Below are 15959 nucleotides of genomic sequence, written 5' to 3' on the forward strand. Positions count from 1 at the left end.
TCTCGTGTGACGTTTCCCGCTCCGTGATGGGACTGTCAGATCAGCGCCCGACCCACTTGGGCTCGCGCTTCTCGAGGAAGGCCTGGATGCCCTCCTTGCCGTCCTCCGACTGCAGCGAGTTGCCCACGGCGAAGTGCTCCATGATCATGAGCGACTTGATGTCGGCGTCCAGGCCCTGGTTCACGGCCATCTTGGTGAGCTTCATCATGAAGGGGCTCTTGTCGGTGAGCTGCGAGATGAAGTCCTGGACGCACTCGTCGAGCTTGTCGGCCGGGGCCGAGTCGTTGATGAGGTCGAAGTCCTTGGCCTCCTTGCCGGAGAGCAGCTTGCCCGTGAGCATGAGCTCCTTGGTCTTGCGCAGACCGATCATCCGGGGCAGGCGGTAGATCGGGCCGGCGCCGCCGAACAGTGCGCGACGGATGTGGAAGTCGCCGATCTTGGCGTCGTCCGCCGCGATCGCGAAGTCACAGGAGATCATGAGTTCGAACCCACCGGCGGTGACGTAGCCCTCCAGCACGGCGACGGACGGCGTGTTCATCGAGTAGAGGCGGTCGCAGACCTGGGCCGAGAGGACGCCGACGTCCATGGCGTTGGTGGTACCGACGAAGTCGCCCAGCAGCTCGTCGAGATCGAAACCCGAGCAGAACTGGTTCTGCACTCCACGGAGCACCAGCACCTTCAGGTCGGGGTCCGCGTCGACCTCCTTGATGATCTCGTCCAGGCGGTGGAGCAGCTCCACCGTGACGGCGTTCTTCTTGTGCGGGCGGTTGAGCCAGACGCGGGCGACGTCGCCGTCCTTCTCCAACAGCACGTGATCGGTCTGCACCATGATCGTTCCTTTCGAAGTTTCCTGAACTGGATTCAGTTCATGTCTACAGGGTCGCGGTCTGCCCGTCAACCCATTTGTCGAACTTGGTTCAATTTGGCCCGACGGGCCATGCAAGAGCAGGTCAGGCCGCAGCCGCCAGCTCCTGGAGCGGGTAGATCTTGAGGCTCTCGGAGCGGAAGCTGATGACGACGGGCTCTCCCGATTGGGCGCTCCTGAGCCACGCACCGTGCGTCGCGGACGACGCCCGGAGCCGGTACTTCTCGGGGCCGGCGCCCACCACCACGTCGTAGTGTCGGCCACCGAACTCGGCGGACAACAGGGTGGCCTCCAGCACGATCTCCCGGTCCGAGACGTCCTCGTCCCTGCGGTGCAGGACGATGTCGTCGGGCCACAACCGGGCCGCGATGGCTTGGTGGCCGCCGGTCTCGCACCGAAGCGGCAGTTCGGTCCCCGCGGCGGTGCTCCATTCGAGCCCCGTCCGGTGCAGCTCGAGCCTGTTGGACATCCCGATGAAGTCCGCGACGTATTCGCTCACCGGGTGGTCGAAGACGTCCTGGGGCGTTGCGAGTTGCTCGATCTTGCCGTGTTTCATGATCGCCAGCCGGTCGCCCAGGGCGAAAGCCTCCGAGTGGTCGTGGGTGACGAACACCGCCCCGAACCCGAGCTCCGAGTGCAGCCGGTGGATCTCGGTACGGACCTGGTCGCGGAGCAGGGCGTCGAGATTGCTCAACGGTTCGTCGAAGAGGACCAGGTCGGGCCTCGCCGCCATCCCGCGGGCCACCGCTATTCGCTGCTGCTGGCCGCCGCTGAGCTGGGCCGGGTACCGGTCCAGGAGGTGGCCGCAGTCGACCATCCCCGCCGCCTCCTCCACCCTTCCCGAGTTGAGCGCGTCCTTCATCTTGCGTGCTCTGAGCGGGTAGGCGATGTTCTTGCGCACCGTCATGTTGGGCCACAGCGCGTAGGACTGGAAGACCATTCCGATGCTGCGCTTGTTGGGCGGGACGTTCACGCGGTTCGCGGCGTCGAACATCGGGTCGCCGTCGAAGGTGATCGACCCCTCCTCCGGTGTCTCGAGCCCGGCGAGACACCGGAGCGTCGTGGTCTTACCGCACCCACTGGGCCCGAGCAACACGAGGAACTCCCCCGCGTCGATCTCCAGGTCCAGTTGGTCCACGACGACGTTCGTTCCGTACTTCTTGGTGAGACCGGAGATCTCGATTCTGGCGGTCATCAGACTTCCTCGCAGTCGTGCCGGCGGGGACGCGCGGCGGGGGGATGTGGATACCGGGCGGGCCTCGACCCGCCGTCGGGGTTCACAGCTTCTCCAGGACGTTGCGGCCGCCCACGAGCATCGCCACGGCCACGCCCGCACCGGTCACGGCCGACATGAGGATGGCCATGGCGGCGACCAGCGTGTAAGAACCGTTGCTCCAGTGGTCGTAGAGCAGGGTGCCCATGACCTGGGTGGTGGCCGAGCGCACCATGAGCGACGCGGCGAACTCGTGGGTGAGCAGGATGAACATGAGCGCGATGGAGCTCAGGATGGTCGGCCTGAGCATGGGCAGGGTCACCCGGAGCATCGTGGCCACCGGGCCGGCCCCGGAGACCGAGGACGCCTCCTCGTACTTGTCCCCCATCGAGATGAGCGCGGTGAGCTGCATCCGGGTGGCGAACGGGATCATCAGGACCACGTAGACCAGGACGATCACGGCCTTGGTGCCGTAGAGGATCAGCGGCGGCTCGGTGTAGGTGAGCAGGAAACCCACGCCGAAGATCACGGCGGGGATACCCATCGGCAGGGCGGTGACGAGATCGGCCAGGGTGCGCAGGATCCTGAGGTCCTGGCGGCGGACCATGAGGTTGGCCACGCCGAACCCGATGGGCACGCAGATGAGGACCGCGATGATCGAGGTCACCACACTGGTCACGACCGAGTCGACGATGCCGGGCGTCGTGATGAGGGCCTCGTAGTTGGCGAGGGTGAACAGGTCCCAGGACAGCTCACCGGACCAGTACGGCGTCAGCGAGACGATGATGACCCCGGCGAGCGGGAGTACCAGCGCCACGAGCCCGTAGAGCCCCACGATGACGGCGGCCCAGGGCGACGAGCCGCCGACCGGGGCGAACGACTTGCCCCCGTGGGTGACGAACCGGGACTGGTTGCCCAGCAGCAGCTTCTGCCCGAACACCACGAGGATCCCCATCACCACGAGCGGCGACCCGGCTGCCGCCGCGGCGGCGAAGTTGATGGGCGACTCCGATGCCCGGAGGTACATCTCGGTGGCCAGGACTTTGACGCCCTCGTTCTGCCCCAGGAGGAGCGGGGCGGTGAACTGTCCCAGCCCGAGCAGGAGCGCGACGCCCGCCCCGTAGATGAGGGACGGCCGCAGCAGGGGCAGGACGATCTTGAAGAACGTGCCGATGGTCGTGGATCCGCTGATCTGCGCGGCCTCCAGGTGCTCGCCGCTGATGTTCTGCATCCCGGCGCTGACGAACAGGTACACGAAGGAGGTGAGGCTGAAGCCGGTGATGATGATGATCCACGTCGGGCTGTAGACGTTCACCGGCCCGGACTGGAGGTCACTCCACCAGGGCAGCATCCGCAGGAGGATGTTGATGTACCCGGGCCCGGGCGAGAGGAGGAAGGCGAAGCCCACGACGTTGGCCACCGACGGGATGACGATCGGCAGGATCGGCACCAACCGCAGGAACCCCATCCGGCGCGGGAGCCGGGAGGTGGCGAAGGCAAGGACGGTGCCGCACACCATCGCGATCACCAGGGAGAAGAACGCCAGTGCAGCGGTGGTCTGCAGGGTGTCCAGGATGTCGGCGCGGCCGTACTGTGACCGGTAGCCCCGGGCACCGTTCTCGAACGCCAGGGTCTGCAGCTTGATCAGCGGCCACACCACGAGGTACCCCAGCACGAGGACCAGCGGCACGTACATCAGCCGGTGTCGCCATATCGTTCGCGAACCTGGACCTGTCATGTCGGATCGACCTCTGCTTCGGGTAGTGCGCGGGCGGGTGACGGCCGTGGGCGGCCGGCCCGCGGTGGGAGCCGGCCGCCCCGTGGATTCGAGGAGAGTCACTTCAGGAACTTCTGCTCCCACTCGGCCTGGTACGCCTCGACCGACTCGGGGTCGAGGGTGTCCGGGTCGCCGAGTTCGACGTCCTGCGCGGTCACCGTGGAGCCCGGCACCCCGGTCCCCGGGACGTCCGGCAGCACGGCCAGGTAGTCCGCCGAGATGGCCTCCTGCCCCTTGGGGGAGACGAGGAAGTCCGCGAGCAGCTGGGCGGCGTTGGGGTTCGGCGCGGATGCGAGCACGTGCGAGTACCACGGCACGCCCCACGGCTTCTCCGGAAGGGCGAAGTCCACCGGGGCGCCCTTGGCCTGCTCGGTGAGGATGTTGCTCGCGGCCATCGGGGCGGCCCAGACCTCGCCGGAGGCCAGTGCCTGGGTGATGCCCACCGCGCTCGGGTAGATGCGCGGCTCGGTGGCGACGAGACGGTCCAGGAAGCCCTGCCCGTAGTCCACATCGATCGTGCGGTACATGTCGACGTACGTCGGGATGCCGTTGGGGTTCTGGATCCCCACCTTGCCCCGGAGGCGGGGCTCCAGGACGTCGTCGGGCGTGGAGAGCCCCTCGGGGACGTTGGTCGTGTTCCAGCCCAGGCCGAAGACGGTCGCGCTGGTGAGGAAGAACTTGTCCTCGATCACGCTCTCCGCCGCGTTGTACTGGGGGTTCTCGAGGCCCGGGGCCACGACCTCGGCGGAGTACTCGGTCTCGAGGCTGCGGTTGATCCATCCGGCGTCCGTGGTCATGTGGACATCGGCCACCCCGGAGCCGGTGGAGTTCTCCACCTCGATCTTCGGGAGGATGTCGGCGTCCGTCCCGCGGACGTACGTCAGGGTGATGCCGGGGTACTCCGCCTCGAAGGCCCGCTTGAGCGCCTCCAGGTTGTCCGGGGAGTGCGTCGAGTAGATGGTGACGCTCCCCTCCTCGGTGGCGGCGGCGACGATCTCGTCCCATGACCCCGCGAGCTCGGAGCCGGACCCGGCGTCGGACCCGCACCCGGTGAGGAGCAGCGCGACCGCGGCCCCTCCGGCGAGGGCGGCCCTGATCGTGGAGAAGCGCATGGCTTCCCTCCTTCCGCGACTCCCCACGGAGTCGAATTGAAGTAGATTCAACTGGAGAATATGACGTGTGTCACGTTGGCGCAAGGGGGGATCGCCGACAACTTCGACAGGCCCACTTACGGGTGCACTCTCACCCGAGGAACTTCTGCTCCCACCGGGAGACGAACTGCTCGACCGCCTCGGCCTCGAGCGAACCGGGGTCGGCCAGCTCGAGATCCTGCGCGATGACGTCCGACCCCTCGACGCCGGTACCGGGGACGCCCGGCAGCGCGGCGATATAACTCCGCGAGAGCGCCTGCTGCCCCGCGGGCGTGATCATGAAGTCGGCGAGGAGCTGTGCCGCGTTGGGGTTGGGCGCCGCCGAGAGCACGTGCGAGTAGAACGGGATCCCGATGGGGTTCTCGGGGAGCGCGAAGTCGACCGGCGCACCCTTGTCCCGCTCCACCAGGACATCCATGGAGGCGCCCGGGGCGGCCCAGACCTCGCCGGAGGCGAGCGCCTGCGTGACACCGGGCCCACTGGTGTAGACCCGGGGCCCGAAGGCGGCAAGTCGGTCGACGAAGCCGGACCCGTAGTCGATATCCATCCGGCGGTAGATGTGGACGACGGCCGGATAGCCGGCCGGCGTCACCACCCCGATCTTCCCGGCGAGTCGCTGGTCGAGCAGATCCTCCGGTGCGCGCAGCCCCTCGGGCACGTGCGTGGTGTTCCACGCCAGGCCGATCGACGTGGCACTCGTGACGAAGAACGTGTCGTCGAGGACCCCGTCAGCCGCCCTGTAGTCGGGCTGGTCGATGGCGGGCGCCGCGACCTCCACCGAGTAGTCACCCGACTCCAGGCTGCGATGGATCCACCCGGCGTCGGTGGTCATGTGCACATCGGCGATCCCGTTACCGGTCCGGTTCTCCACCTCCACCTTGGGGATGAGATCGGAGTCGGTGCCACGAACGTACGTCAGGGTGATTCCGGGATACCGGGCCTCGAACGCCGTCTTGAGCGCCTCGAGGTTGGCGGGGGCGTGGTTCGAGTAGAGCGTGACCTCCCCCTCGGACGTCGCCGCCTCGACGATCTCGTCCCACGATCCGGCGAGCTCCGGGCCCGACCCCCCAGCGGACCCGCATCCGGTCAACGCCACCGCTGCGGCGAGAGCAGCGGCCGCCGCCTTCACACCCTTGTCGACTCTCATCCGAGCCCTCCCTGATCCGACGAGTCCACTGAGTTGAACTCACTTCAGCCAGAATATGGCACTCGTCACACTCGCGTGCGGTGTTTCGGGAACCCGGCGGAGGACGTCTCAGCGCATGGGCGCGAGCGTCAGACGGTGAAGCGCCCGCCGTTGCTCAGCAGGACCGCACCGACGACGTTCGAGGCCTGCTCGGAGGCGAGGTAGGTGATGTTGTCCGCGAGCTGGTCGGCGGTGGCGTAGCCGAACGCGCTGCCCTCGTTCATCGCCCTGCGGACCGACTCGGGGGTCCGTGCCGCCATCGCCGTGTCGACGGGACCCGGCGCCACGGTGTTGACGCGGATGCCGAAGTGGATGACCTCCTTGGCCACCGACTGGCACAGGGCGTGCACGGCCGCCTTGGAGGAGGCGTAGTGCGGGTAACCGACCAGGGTGTCGAACGCGGCGGACGACCCCACCGTGACGATCGCTCCCCCACCGGTCTCACGCATCGCGCGCACCGACTCGCGCAGCACGTGGAACGTGCCGTCGAGGTTGACCGCGTGGATCCGGCGCCAGGTCGAGTCCTCGAGGCGGGACAGCACGTCGACGGGCTCGCCCTTGTCCGCAGCCTCGTAGATGTGGCCCTTGGCGATCGGGTCGTCGATTCCCGCCGCGTGGACCACCACGTCCAGGCGCCCGTCCGTCTCCGTGACCGAGTCGACCAGGCGGCGCACCGCGTCGGGATCCGCGACGTCCACCCCGTGGGCGGCACCCCCGATGTCGTCGGCGACCGACCGGGCCGCGCCCTCGTCGAGGTCCACCACGTGGACCCGCCGGGCGCCGCCGGCGGCGAGCTGCCGTGCGACGGCCGCCCCGATCCCCGAGGCGCCTCCGGTGACGAGGGTGACCTTGCCGGAGAACCGCTGCTGGTGTGTGTCTGTCATGATGTCCGTCCTGTTCTGTCGGCCCGGCCCGCCGGGCGGTCGTGTCACCGGGTCGGTGGTGTCACCGGCTCCGGAGCGATTCACATGGATACGACGAGACGTCCGGTGACCCGTCCGTCGCGCAACCGGTCGATGCCCTCGGGCACCTGATCGAACGTCAGTCGCTCGACGACCGGGGTGATCCGCCCGTCCGCCAGGTAGCGGTAGACGGCCTCGATGTCGCTCTTGGTTCCACCGGAGGATCCGCGGATCACCGCCTTCTGGTGGATCACGTCGGCGGTGACGAGCTCCGAGGTGTGCGCCCCCATCCCGATCATCACGACGGTGCCGCCGACCCGGATCGCCCGGACGGCCGCCTGCGCCGTGGAGCCGAACCCGGCGAAGTCGATGACGGAGTCCAGGCCCGCGCCGGCGAGTTCCGCGGCGTCGGCCACCACCCTCGTCACGCCGAGGGACTCCCCCAGCTCGCGCGCGGCCGGGCTGGGGTCCGCGGCGTGCACCTCGGCGCCCAACAGCACGGCGATGCGGGCGCCGACCTGCCCGAGGCCGCCGAGCCCGATGATGCCCACCCGGTCGCCCGCCCGCACTCCCGCCACCACGGCCACCCCGTGGTGCGAGGTCATGCCGGCGTCGGTGCCCAGGGCCCCGAGCTCGTAGGACAGGCCGTCCGGTAGCGGGACGAGGTCGGTGGCCGGCGCGAGGTGGTACGCCGCGTAGCCGCCGTCGCGGCCGTACCCGGGCACCGTCGCGCCCAGCGGGTGGACGCCGCACCGGTCCCCCACGGCCACCCCGGTGACCCCGGGGCCCACGACGATCACGTCGCCGGCGATCTCGTGGCCGAGCGTGATGGGGCACTGGTGGATGTTCGCGGCCCACGAGGGCTCGTCGAGCTCCCCGACGTCCGAATGGCACATGCCGGCGGCACGCACCCGCAGGAGCACCTCACCCGGCCCCGGGGACGGCACCGGGACCGTCGCCTCGGTCAGTGGATTACCCGTGCCCGTCCACTGCCAGGCCGTCATCTCGGCAGGCGTAGAGCTGTTGACCATCATCATCCCCGTCCCGTTCACGTCGACCGCTGCCCGGTCAGATCTCTGCGCCGACCCGGTAGCCCTCGGCGATGGCATGGCTGATCCGCCGCGGCGTGAGGGCGTCCCCGATCACGCTGACGTCGTCCCGGCGACCGAGCCGGCGGGCGAGCCCGTCGACCGCGGTCCGCGGCCGGTGCCAGACCACGAGATCGGCGTCCAGAGCGACGGCCTCGCCACCGAAGACCGGGACGAGTCGGCCCACCTCGTCGTCGTCCCCCGGTAACTCCAACCCCGTGGCCACGTGGAACCGGGCACCGACCGCGCCCAGGCGGCCCAACAACGGCCCGACGCTCTCCGCGGGAACCCTCGAGGCCAGCGCCGTGAGCGGCGTGACGACGCGGGTGTCCCACCCCCGCGCCGCCAGGGCCTCGGCGGCGCTGTAGGCGGGCCAGAACCCGTCGCTCTCGTCGTAGACCACCGCGCGCCCCGGCGCCGCGGGGATCCGACCGCCCAGGACGTCGTCCACGGTGACGACGGCCGGCCCCCACCCCACCGTCGGCGCGGCGCCGGGTCGGGAGCCGGTGGCGACGACGACGTGGTCGGCGGCGTCCACGAGTTCGGCCAGATCGTCGGGCGCGATCTCGGCTCCCAGGTTGACATCCACCTTCAGGCGGCGCATCTCCCCGGCGAGGTAGTCGACCACGTCGATGATGGTGGCGCGGTGCGGCGAGGCGGCGGCCACCCGCACGGCACCGCCGAGTTCCGCCGCGGCCTCGAACACCGTCACCCGGTGCCCCCGGCCCGCGGCGACCCGCGCCGCCTCCAGCCCGGCGGGCCCACCGCCGATCACGAAGACGTCCTTCACCGTCGCCGCGCGGACCCCGACCCCCGGGTGGCGGCCGCGGCCGATCTCCGCGTTGACCGCGCAGTGCAGGTGGGGGTCGAACGCGCGACAGTCCTGGTTGATGCCCAGGCAGCCACGGATCTCGGCCAGTCGCCCCTCGGCCGACTTGTTCGGGAGCTCGGGGTCGGCCAACAGGGCGCGGGCCATGCCCACGAGATCGGCCTTACCGCTGCGGACGACGTGGTCGGCGGTCGCCACGTCGCGGATCCGCTGACCCACCAGCACGGGCAGCCCGGTCTCGGCACGCACGCGGGCCGCCGAGTCCACGGCGACGGCATCCGGGTGGGACGAGTCCTTGACGTACTTGCCGCGGGTGCCGTGGGTGATGCTGAAGTAGTCCACCGACCCCGAGGCCGCGAGGTGGCGGGCGATGCGCACGCAGTCCTCGATGTCCATGCCCCCGGGAATCTCCTCCTCCGCGCTGAGTCGCACGCCCAGGACCATGTGCCCGGGCATCGCCTCGCGCATGACGGCCACGACCTCGTCGACGAACCGCATCCGGTTCTCGAACGAGCCCCCGTAGGAGTCGGTGCGCAGGTTGGTGGCCCCCGACATGAACTGCGCGGGCAGGTAGCCGTGGGCGGCATGGATCTCCGCGCCGTCGTAGCCCGCCCGGGCCAGATTGGCCGCCGAGACGCCCCACCCGCGGACGATGTCCTCGATCTCCTCGGCCGACAGCTCGTGCGGGGGGTAGGCGTCGCGGACGGTCTTCAGCGCCGAGGGGGCGCTGGGCGGCGAGTCGGATTCCCCGCCGATGAACTCACGGCCCAGGTGGACGAGTTGGCCGATGATCTTGGCACCGTGACGGTGCACGGCCGCCGCCTTGTCGGTCAGCGCGGGGACGACCTCGTCGATGTAGGCCTCGACGAGCTTGCGCGAGCGCAGCGTGGTGGTGGGGTGCACGACCGTCGCCCCACCCACGATGAGCCCCACCCCGCCCTGCGCCAGGCGCTCGAAATGCTCCTGGTCCCCGTGGGTGGGGACACCGTCGGTGGCCATGCTCGTGCCGGCCGGCAACGCGACCAGGCGGTTGCGCACCGTGAGGGGGCCGATCGAGAACGGGGAGAACGCGGAGGGGAACGGGGAGTCCACGGGCGGGCCTTTCATACGCGGGGGTCGGGGCGGACCGGGTCAGGAGGTGACGGCGGCGTCGCCCGCACGGAGCCCGAACACCAGTGCCGTGGCGAGGCCACCGGCGTAGGCGCGGCGATAGACGCCGCCGGTGTCCGAGCCGGCGGCGAGCAGCCCCGGGATCGCTGTGCCGTCCTCACGCAGGACGGAGGTGTCGGCACCGATCCGGATGCCCACCAAGGGGAAGGTCACGGCCGGGGTCGTCTCGACGATGTAGTACGGACCCCGGTCCAGCGGCGTGAAGTCGTACTCTCGCGGAGGCAGGACCTTCTGGCCGGCCTCGTTGACCCGGCGGATCTCCTCGGCGATCTTCGCGCCGTCGTACCCCCACTCCTCGGGCAGGTACTCGAACTCCTCCAGGGACTCGGCGAGACCGCAGCGCCCCCCGCGCTTGGCGGCCTCGGTGTACTTGTCCACCGCGACCGCGCCCTCGACGTAGGACCCGCAGATCCAGTCGCGGTAAACGCGCTCGTCCGCTACCAGCAGACCGCGGGCCTCGGGCTGCTCCATCAGGGCCATCGCGGTGAGGTGGTCGCCCCGGGTCTCGTCCACGAACCGCTCGCCGTGGAGATTGAACAACAGGGCGTGCTCGGAGTAGTAGAGGGACAAGCCCACGAAGTCACCGGAGTCGCGGAACGGCAGCCCCGACGGGATGAGGTGGCCGTAGAAGCCGGCGTCGGGCAGGCCGATGGCGGCGTTGACCGACTCGGCGAGCGTCAGGCCGCCGCCGTCGCTGTGGGGGTTGGACCGCAGCGGGAACGACGAGGCGAGGGGGTGCAGGTGCTTCTCGACCAACTGCGCGTTCGCCTGGAATCCGCCGGTGGCGAGCAGGACGTGGCCGGCCCGGATCTCGCGTGGCTCGCCGTCGGCCGGCCGGACCGTCGCCCCCACCACGGCGCCGTCGGCGGTGAGCAGGCCCTCCACGGTCGTCCGGGTGTGGATCTCTCCCCCGGCGGCCCTGACCTCGCGGGCGCAGGCGTCGAGGTACTGGTTGGTGTCGAAGGCGTGCCCGATCCCGTAGCGCAAGACCGGGACGCCGTCAGCGCACTCCACTCCGCGGCCGCGGATCCAGTCGAGTCCGGCCGGGAAGTCGTCGACCACCGCGTTGCGCAGGTCCACCTCCCCGTGGGGGTTGATCTCGGCCATGATCTGCCGGGTGGGCGCGGTCCAGGCATATCCTGCGAATCGCGCGGATCCGCCGACCTCCCCGGCCTTCTCGACCACGGCCACCCGGGCGCCGCGGGACGTCGCCCGCGCCGCGGCGGTGAGGCCGGCCATGCCGGCTCCGATGACGAGAAGATCGACGGCGTTATCCATGGGCACTCCTGTGCGTCGAGATTGTGACGAACCCCACCGTAGCACCAACCTGAAGTCAGTTCACTTACTTTTTCGGTGAAGGCCGTACCGGTCCGTACGGGTGCCGCGCTCCACCGGGGTCCACACGGAGAACCGCGGTCCGGCCACCTCGTCGGCCAGGGACGCGACCCGCAGGCGCAGACGGGTCTCCGGAACGGTGAGGCGGCTGCTCTCCTGCTCGGCGAACTCCGACTCGCCGGCGACCAGGTAGGACTCCACGAACAGCGACGAACCGGCCGGGCCCCGCCCCAGGCGCCAGCGGCGACCCCCCAGCCGCAACCTCGATCGCCGCAGGTCCCGCATCGCGGCCCGGAACTCGCTCTCCGCGGCCGGCGGGACGCGGTAGTCGTAGCTGACGAGAAGACGGTGCGCGTTCCGGGAGCCGGAGGCGACCACACCGGCCGGCCCGGCCCTCCCGGCCGGGACCGCGGCGCCGACCCCGGGCACCGCGGTGTCGACATCGGACCCGGCGAGCACGGGCTCGATCCCGGATTCCGCGCCCAGGCCGATCACCGCCAGAGAGACGCAGCTGACCGCCATGATCGCGGCGGCGGCGAGCAGTGCCCCCTGCAGCCCGATCGCGTCGGTCACCACTCCCCACAGCAACGACCCCGCCGCCTGCGTCCCCTGGAAGACGAGCAGGATGAACGCGATGAGCCGAGGACGCACCCAGTCCGGGAAGAACTGGTGGCCCATCGACATCCAGGTGCTCTGCACACTCACCCACGCCGCGCCGGCGAGGAGCATCGCCACGGACACCAGGGCGGTCGAGGTCGACACCGCGAGGACCACCAGGGCGAGGCCGTAGGTCAGCGCCCCGATCGCGGCGAACACCGTGACGCGCAGTCGGCGTCGGAGCCCGCCGAACCCCACCACCGCGACGACGGCGCCGGCCCCGATCAGGGCCATGATCACGCCGAACCCCGCCGAGGACATACCGAGCCGCTCGTGCACCGCCAGCGAGATCAGCGCCCACAGAGCACTCGACGGGATGCCGAAGAGGAACAGTTGGAACAGCAGCCGGGTGGTCCACGCGGAGTAGGTGACGAACCGCAGGGCCCCGATCAGTTCGGGCAGGATCGCCCGCCGGGGTGCCGTCCGGTCCGGGGCTCGGCGCTCCCGCCCCAGGAGGACGAGGCAACAGCCCGCGGACAGGACGGCGACCGCGGCGAAGGTCCACACGGCGCCGACCACGCCCAGTCCGAGCCCGGCGAGGAGCGGACCGACGGATCGGGCGGTGTTGAACACGGCGCCGTCGACGAGCGCTGCGGTGGGGATGAGACGCCGGTCCACCGTCTCGGGGAGCAGCGACTGCCAGGACACCCCCACCGCCACCAGCGCGACTCCCACCAGCACCACGGTGACGATCATGGGAGCGGCGCCGTCGGCACCCGTCGCGGTGAGGACGAGGGCGGCGAGCGCGGCGAGGGTGGACAACGCGGTGGCACCGGCCATGAGCCGGGTCCTCGAGGCGTGACCCGCGACCACCCCGAGCGGGAGGGCCAGAACGAGGAACGGCACCGCCATGGCGGCGGGCGCGAGTGAGATCACCGACGCCGACTCCCCGCGTTCGGTGAGCACCCACTGCACCGACACGACGTGGATCCACACCGCGACGGCGTTGGCCAGTTGGACGGGCATGAGCGCGCGGAAGGCCCGTTCTCGCCAGAGCGCGACGGCGTGGGACGAGGCCCCGCGGGCGCCCGCCGCCCCGGCCCCGGGACTCACCACGTGTCCCAGTGGATGAACTCCTCCGCCGGGGGCCGCCACGCCTGCCTGAACGAGGTGCCCGTGTGATGGGCGACGGGGATCACGCACACCTGCTCGACCGCGGCCGGGTCGATGCCGACGATCCGGGCGACGTCGTCCTCGCGGCCCAGCGTCATGCCGGTCCAGCATGTCCCCAGCCCGCGGAGTCGGGCGGCGAGCATGAAGTTCCACACCGTCGGGTAGACGGTCCCCAGACGATGCTTGGCCGCCAGGACGTCACCCTCGGCGAGGCGGGGCGTCAGGCACGGGATCACGATGGCCGGCACGCGTGACATCACGGCGGCGAGGTGCTCGGCCGAATCGCGGGTGCGACGGCTCTGGGCCGCGTGGCGGGGGTCGGCGTCGACGCGGTTGAACAGGCCGGTCTCGCTGGTGCGGTAGAAGTCGTCGAACTCCTCGCGGTAGATCGCCCCGATGGCCGCGATCCGCTCCGGGTCGCGCACGATCACGAACTCGGTGCGCATGAGGTTGGACCCCTGGGGCGCCTGGAGCGCGTCGGCGACGCAGTCCTCCAGTACCCGGGGGTCGACGTCACGCTCGAGGTCGAGCCGCAGGCGGACGGCCCGGGTCGTGGTGATGAGTTCGTGCGCCCCGATGTGCCCCAGGGCGCTCCCGCTCGTGTCCGCGGGCCCGGTCGCCACGACTCAGACCCCGACCAGGTCGGCGACGACGCGGCGGGCCTGTCGGCCGCCGCCGAACGCCCCCTCGTCCCCGAGGACGCGACGCAGGTAGAAGTGGGCGGAGTGCTCCCAGGTGAACCCGATCCCGCCGTGGAGCTGGATGGCCTCATAGGCGCTGCGGGTGGCGGCGTCGGCGCACACGGCGGAGGCCACGGCCACCGCGATCTCGGCGTCGGCGGCGTCGGGCTCGTCGAGGATCGCCATCGCGTACATCGCGGCGGCGCGGGCCCGCTCGCGGTCGACCAGCATGTCGGCGAGCCGGTGCTTGATGGCCTGGAACGACCCGATGGCCCGGCCGAACTGATGGCGCTGTTGCACGTAGGCGACGGTGATGTCGACCAGGTGCGCGGCGATCCCCGCGTGCTCGGCCGCGAGTGCGGCCGACTGGACGCGACGGAGCTCGGCGAGGACCTCACCGAGCCGCTCCGCGCCGACGATGACGCGGGCGGGGGCGCCCGCGAGGTCGAGGTCCGCGCGCCGTCGGGTGAGGTCCATGACCTCCCGGGGATGGCGGGCGGCGTCCGAGAGGTCGATGACGGCGAGGACGTCGGACCCGCCGTGGGTGGCGACGACGACGAGGTGATCCGCCGCGGCGCCCCAGAGCACGCCCTCGGTCTTCTGCTCGGCTCCCACCCGGTCGCCGTCCTCGTCCAGGGCGACGGACGCGTCGAGCGCCACCGCGAGCGTGACCCGACCCGCGATGACGTCCGCGAGCAGCCCGGAAATCGCCTCGGTGTCGTCCGCCCGGACCAGAGCGCGGCACCCGACCACCGCGCTGGCGAGGATCGGCTCGGGGAGCAGTGCGGCGCCGGTCTCCTCGAGCACCACGCCGAGGTCACCGAACCCGAATCCGTGGCCGCCGAGGTCCTCGGGGACCGCCAGTGCCGAGATCTCCAACTCCTCGTTGAGGGTGGCCCACCTGGCCTGCGAGAACCCGGGGTCGGCCTCGGTGGAGGCGCGCACGTCCTCGTGGGTGGCGTGGCGGGCGACGAACTGGGCGATGACCGACCTCAGCTCCTCGCGCTCCTCGGAGGGGAGGATGATCGAGGGATCAGCTTCGGGCTGGGCCGTCCGACGGTGCTGGGTCACGGGTTCCTCCACTAGCGCTGTATTTGAGCCGGGTTCAGTTCGACTCATGACAACACGGTGAGCCGCGTCACGCAACCCTATTGAAAGCCGACGTTGTCTGAACTAAGTTCGATTCATGTCGCTGACCGATTCCACGCTCGTCTCCTACTACGCGAAGATCGACGCGGGCGACCTCGACGGGGGGCTGGAACTGCTGGCCCCCGGGGTCTCGTTCGCCATCATCCTGCCCGGCACCGCGGTTCGGGGTGAGAACCGCCGAGGGGTACGCGAGTACCTCGAGGGCCGCGGCCCTGTGGACAGGCGCCACGTCCCCACCCACGCGACCCGGGAGGGCGAACTCGAGTTCGTCTACGGCGCGGTCGTGGAGGACGGCGTGACGATCACCGGGCACTTCCTCGCCTCGGCCCGGATCGGCGACGACGGACTCATCGCCGGCTACCAGGTCGCCTTCGACCCGGAGCTCGGCCTGGTCTCCCCCGCCCTGTCCTGACCTCCAGAAAGGCCCCCATGTCCGCCGACACGCCCCTGCTCCACGCCTGGTTCGAGATCATGGACTCGGATGATCCCGACCGGGTCCTCGACCACATCACCGACGACTTCCGGCTGTCCATCCTGTTCTCCAAGGGCGAGTCCGCCGCCGAGTTCGACGGCGACCGCGCCGGCCTCGTCGTCTACCTCGAACAACGCGAGAAGAGCGTCCTGACCCACCACATCCTCAGCGGCACCCGCATCGGCGACACCGAGCTGTGCCTGGGCGAGACCCGCCGCGACGGGCTGTTCGAGGCGAGCTTCAACGCCACCGCCCAACTCGACGACCGGGACAAGGTGCGACGTCTGCTCATCTGCCGCACCCCGAAGGTCCGCTTCACGGACTGACCCCCGCGGCGGCCCACCCCGGGCGCCCTGCCCCGGACACGGGAGA

General features: G+C 70.4%; 14 protein-coding genes. 2 read left to right on the forward strand and 12 right to left on the reverse strand.

The window, feature by feature from the left end; all coding sequences use genetic code 11:
• Nucleotides 1-40: 40 nt before the first annotated feature.
• The 12 genes from RWK90_RS03100 to RWK90_RS03155 all read right to left on the reverse strand — a co-directional run bounded on the left by RWK90_RS03100 (nt 41) and on the right by RWK90_RS03155 (nt 15037).
• Nucleotides 41-829, reverse strand: coding sequence for an enoyl-CoA hydratase/isomerase family protein (locus RWK90_RS03100; RefSeq protein WP_063971977.1), 789 nt, complete (start codon nt 827-829; stop codon nt 41-43).
• Between the two features lie 121 nt (nt 830-950).
• Complete coding sequence (locus RWK90_RS03105; RefSeq protein ID WP_314034553.1) at nt 951-2060, reverse strand: ABC transporter ATP-binding protein; 1110 nt, start codon at nt 2058-2060, stop codon at nt 951-953.
• An 82-nt stretch (nt 2061-2142) separates the two neighbouring features.
• Complete coding sequence (locus RWK90_RS03110; protein ID WP_231888797.1) at nt 2143-3774, reverse strand: iron ABC transporter permease; 1632 nt, start codon at nt 3772-3774, stop codon at nt 2143-2145.
• Between the two features lie 140 nt (nt 3775-3914).
• Entirely contained in the window at nt 3915-4967 is a 1053-nt protein-coding gene (locus tag RWK90_RS03115) for an extracellular solute-binding protein (RefSeq protein WP_082904159.1), read from the reverse strand.
• A gap of 130 nt (nt 4968-5097) precedes the next feature.
• On the reverse strand, nt 5098-6153 hold the full coding sequence (locus RWK90_RS03120) for an extracellular solute-binding protein (protein WP_314034558.1): 1056 nt from the start codon (nt 6151-6153) through the stop codon (nt 5098-5100).
• A 128-nt stretch (nt 6154-6281) separates the two neighbouring features.
• Nucleotides 6282-7076, reverse strand: coding sequence for an SDR family NAD(P)-dependent oxidoreductase (locus tag RWK90_RS03125; RefSeq protein ID WP_314034560.1), 795 nt, complete (start codon nt 7074-7076; stop codon nt 6282-6284).
• A gap of 80 nt (nt 7077-7156) precedes the next feature.
• Nucleotides 7157-8098, reverse strand: a complete 942-nt coding sequence (locus tag RWK90_RS03130; protein WP_314034562.1) for a zinc-binding dehydrogenase — start codon at nt 8096-8098, stop codon at nt 7157-7159.
• Between the two features lie 64 nt (nt 8099-8162).
• The gene (locus RWK90_RS03135) at nt 8163-10103 is read right to left on the reverse strand and encodes an FAD-dependent oxidoreductase (protein WP_314034564.1); all 1941 of its coding nucleotides are present in this window, start codon (nt 10101-10103) and stop codon (nt 8163-8165) included.
• A 39-nt stretch (nt 10104-10142) separates the two neighbouring features.
• Entirely contained in the window at nt 10143-11459 is a 1317-nt protein-coding gene (locus RWK90_RS03140; protein WP_314034566.1) for an FAD-dependent oxidoreductase, read from the reverse strand.
• Nucleotides 11460-11519: 60 nt separating this feature from the next.
• Nucleotides 11520-13229, reverse strand: coding sequence for an MFS transporter (locus RWK90_RS03145; RefSeq protein ID WP_314034568.1), 1710 nt, complete (start codon nt 13227-13229; stop codon nt 11520-11522).
• Nucleotides 13223-13909, reverse strand: coding sequence for a nitroreductase family protein (locus RWK90_RS03150; RefSeq protein ID WP_314034570.1), 687 nt, complete (start codon nt 13907-13909; stop codon nt 13223-13225). The genes RWK90_RS03145 and RWK90_RS03150 overlap by 7 nt, the downstream gene beginning before the upstream one ends.
• A 3-nt stretch (nt 13910-13912) precedes the next feature.
• Complete coding sequence (locus RWK90_RS03155) at nt 13913-15037, reverse strand: acyl-CoA dehydrogenase family protein (protein WP_314034572.1); 1125 nt, start codon at nt 15035-15037, stop codon at nt 13913-13915.
• A gap of 115 nt (nt 15038-15152) precedes the next feature.
• Between RWK90_RS03155 and RWK90_RS03160 the strand changes: the two genes are divergently transcribed.
• Together RWK90_RS03160 and RWK90_RS03165 are read left to right on the forward strand one after the other, a co-directional pair.
• Nucleotides 15153-15527: a nuclear transport factor 2 family protein gene (locus RWK90_RS03160; protein ID WP_314034574.1), complete on the forward strand. Its 375-nt coding sequence runs from the start codon at nt 15153-15155 to the stop codon at nt 15525-15527.
• 17 nt (nt 15528-15544) lie between these two features.
• The gene (locus RWK90_RS03165) at nt 15545-15913 is read left to right on the forward strand and encodes a hypothetical protein (RefSeq protein WP_314034576.1); all 369 of its coding nucleotides are present in this window, start codon (nt 15545-15547) and stop codon (nt 15911-15913) included.
• Nucleotides 15914-15959: the final 46 nt, after the last annotated feature.

It is taken from the genome of Dietzia sp. CH92 (assembly GCF_032248695.1).
Lineage (GTDB): Bacteria > Actinomycetota > Actinomycetes > Mycobacteriales > Mycobacteriaceae > Dietzia.

Bases quoted from the DNA above. Each gene is read 5' to 3' on its own strand.
- RWK90_RS03100 (WP_063971977.1), bottom strand. From the start codon at position 829: ATGGTGCAGACCGATCACGTGCTGTTGGAGAAGGACGGCGACGTCGCC.
- RWK90_RS03105 (WP_314034553.1), bottom strand. From the start codon at position 2,060: ATGACCGCCAGAATCGAGATCTCCGGTCTCACCAAGAAGTACGGAACG.
- RWK90_RS03110 (WP_231888797.1), bottom strand. From the start codon at position 3,774: ATGTACGTGCCGCTGGTCCTCGTGCTGGGGTACCTCGTGGTGTGGCCG.
- RWK90_RS03115 (WP_082904159.1), bottom strand. From the start codon at position 4,967: ATGCGCTTCTCCACGATCAGGGCCGCCCTCGCCGGAGGGGCCGCGGTC.
- RWK90_RS03120 (WP_314034558.1), bottom strand. From the start codon at position 6,153: ATGAGAGTCGACAAGGGTGTGAAGGCGGCGGCCGCTGCTCTCGCCGCA.
- RWK90_RS03125 (WP_314034560.1), bottom strand. From the start codon at position 7,076: ATGACAGACACACACCAGCAGCGGTTCTCCGGCAAGGTCACCCTCGTC.
- RWK90_RS03130 (WP_314034562.1), bottom strand. From the start codon at position 8,098: ATGACGGCCTGGCAGTGGACGGGCACGGGTAATCCACTGACCGAGGCG.
- RWK90_RS03140 (WP_314034566.1), bottom strand. From the start codon at position 11,459: ATGGATAACGCCGTCGATCTTCTCGTCATCGGAGCCGGCATGGCCGGC.
- RWK90_RS03160 (WP_314034574.1), top strand. From the start codon at position 15,153: ATGTCGCTGACCGATTCCACGCTCGTCTCCTACTACGCGAAGATCGAC.
- RWK90_RS03165 (WP_314034576.1), top strand. From the start codon at position 15,545: ATGTCCGCCGACACGCCCCTGCTCCACGCCTGGTTCGAGATCATGGAC.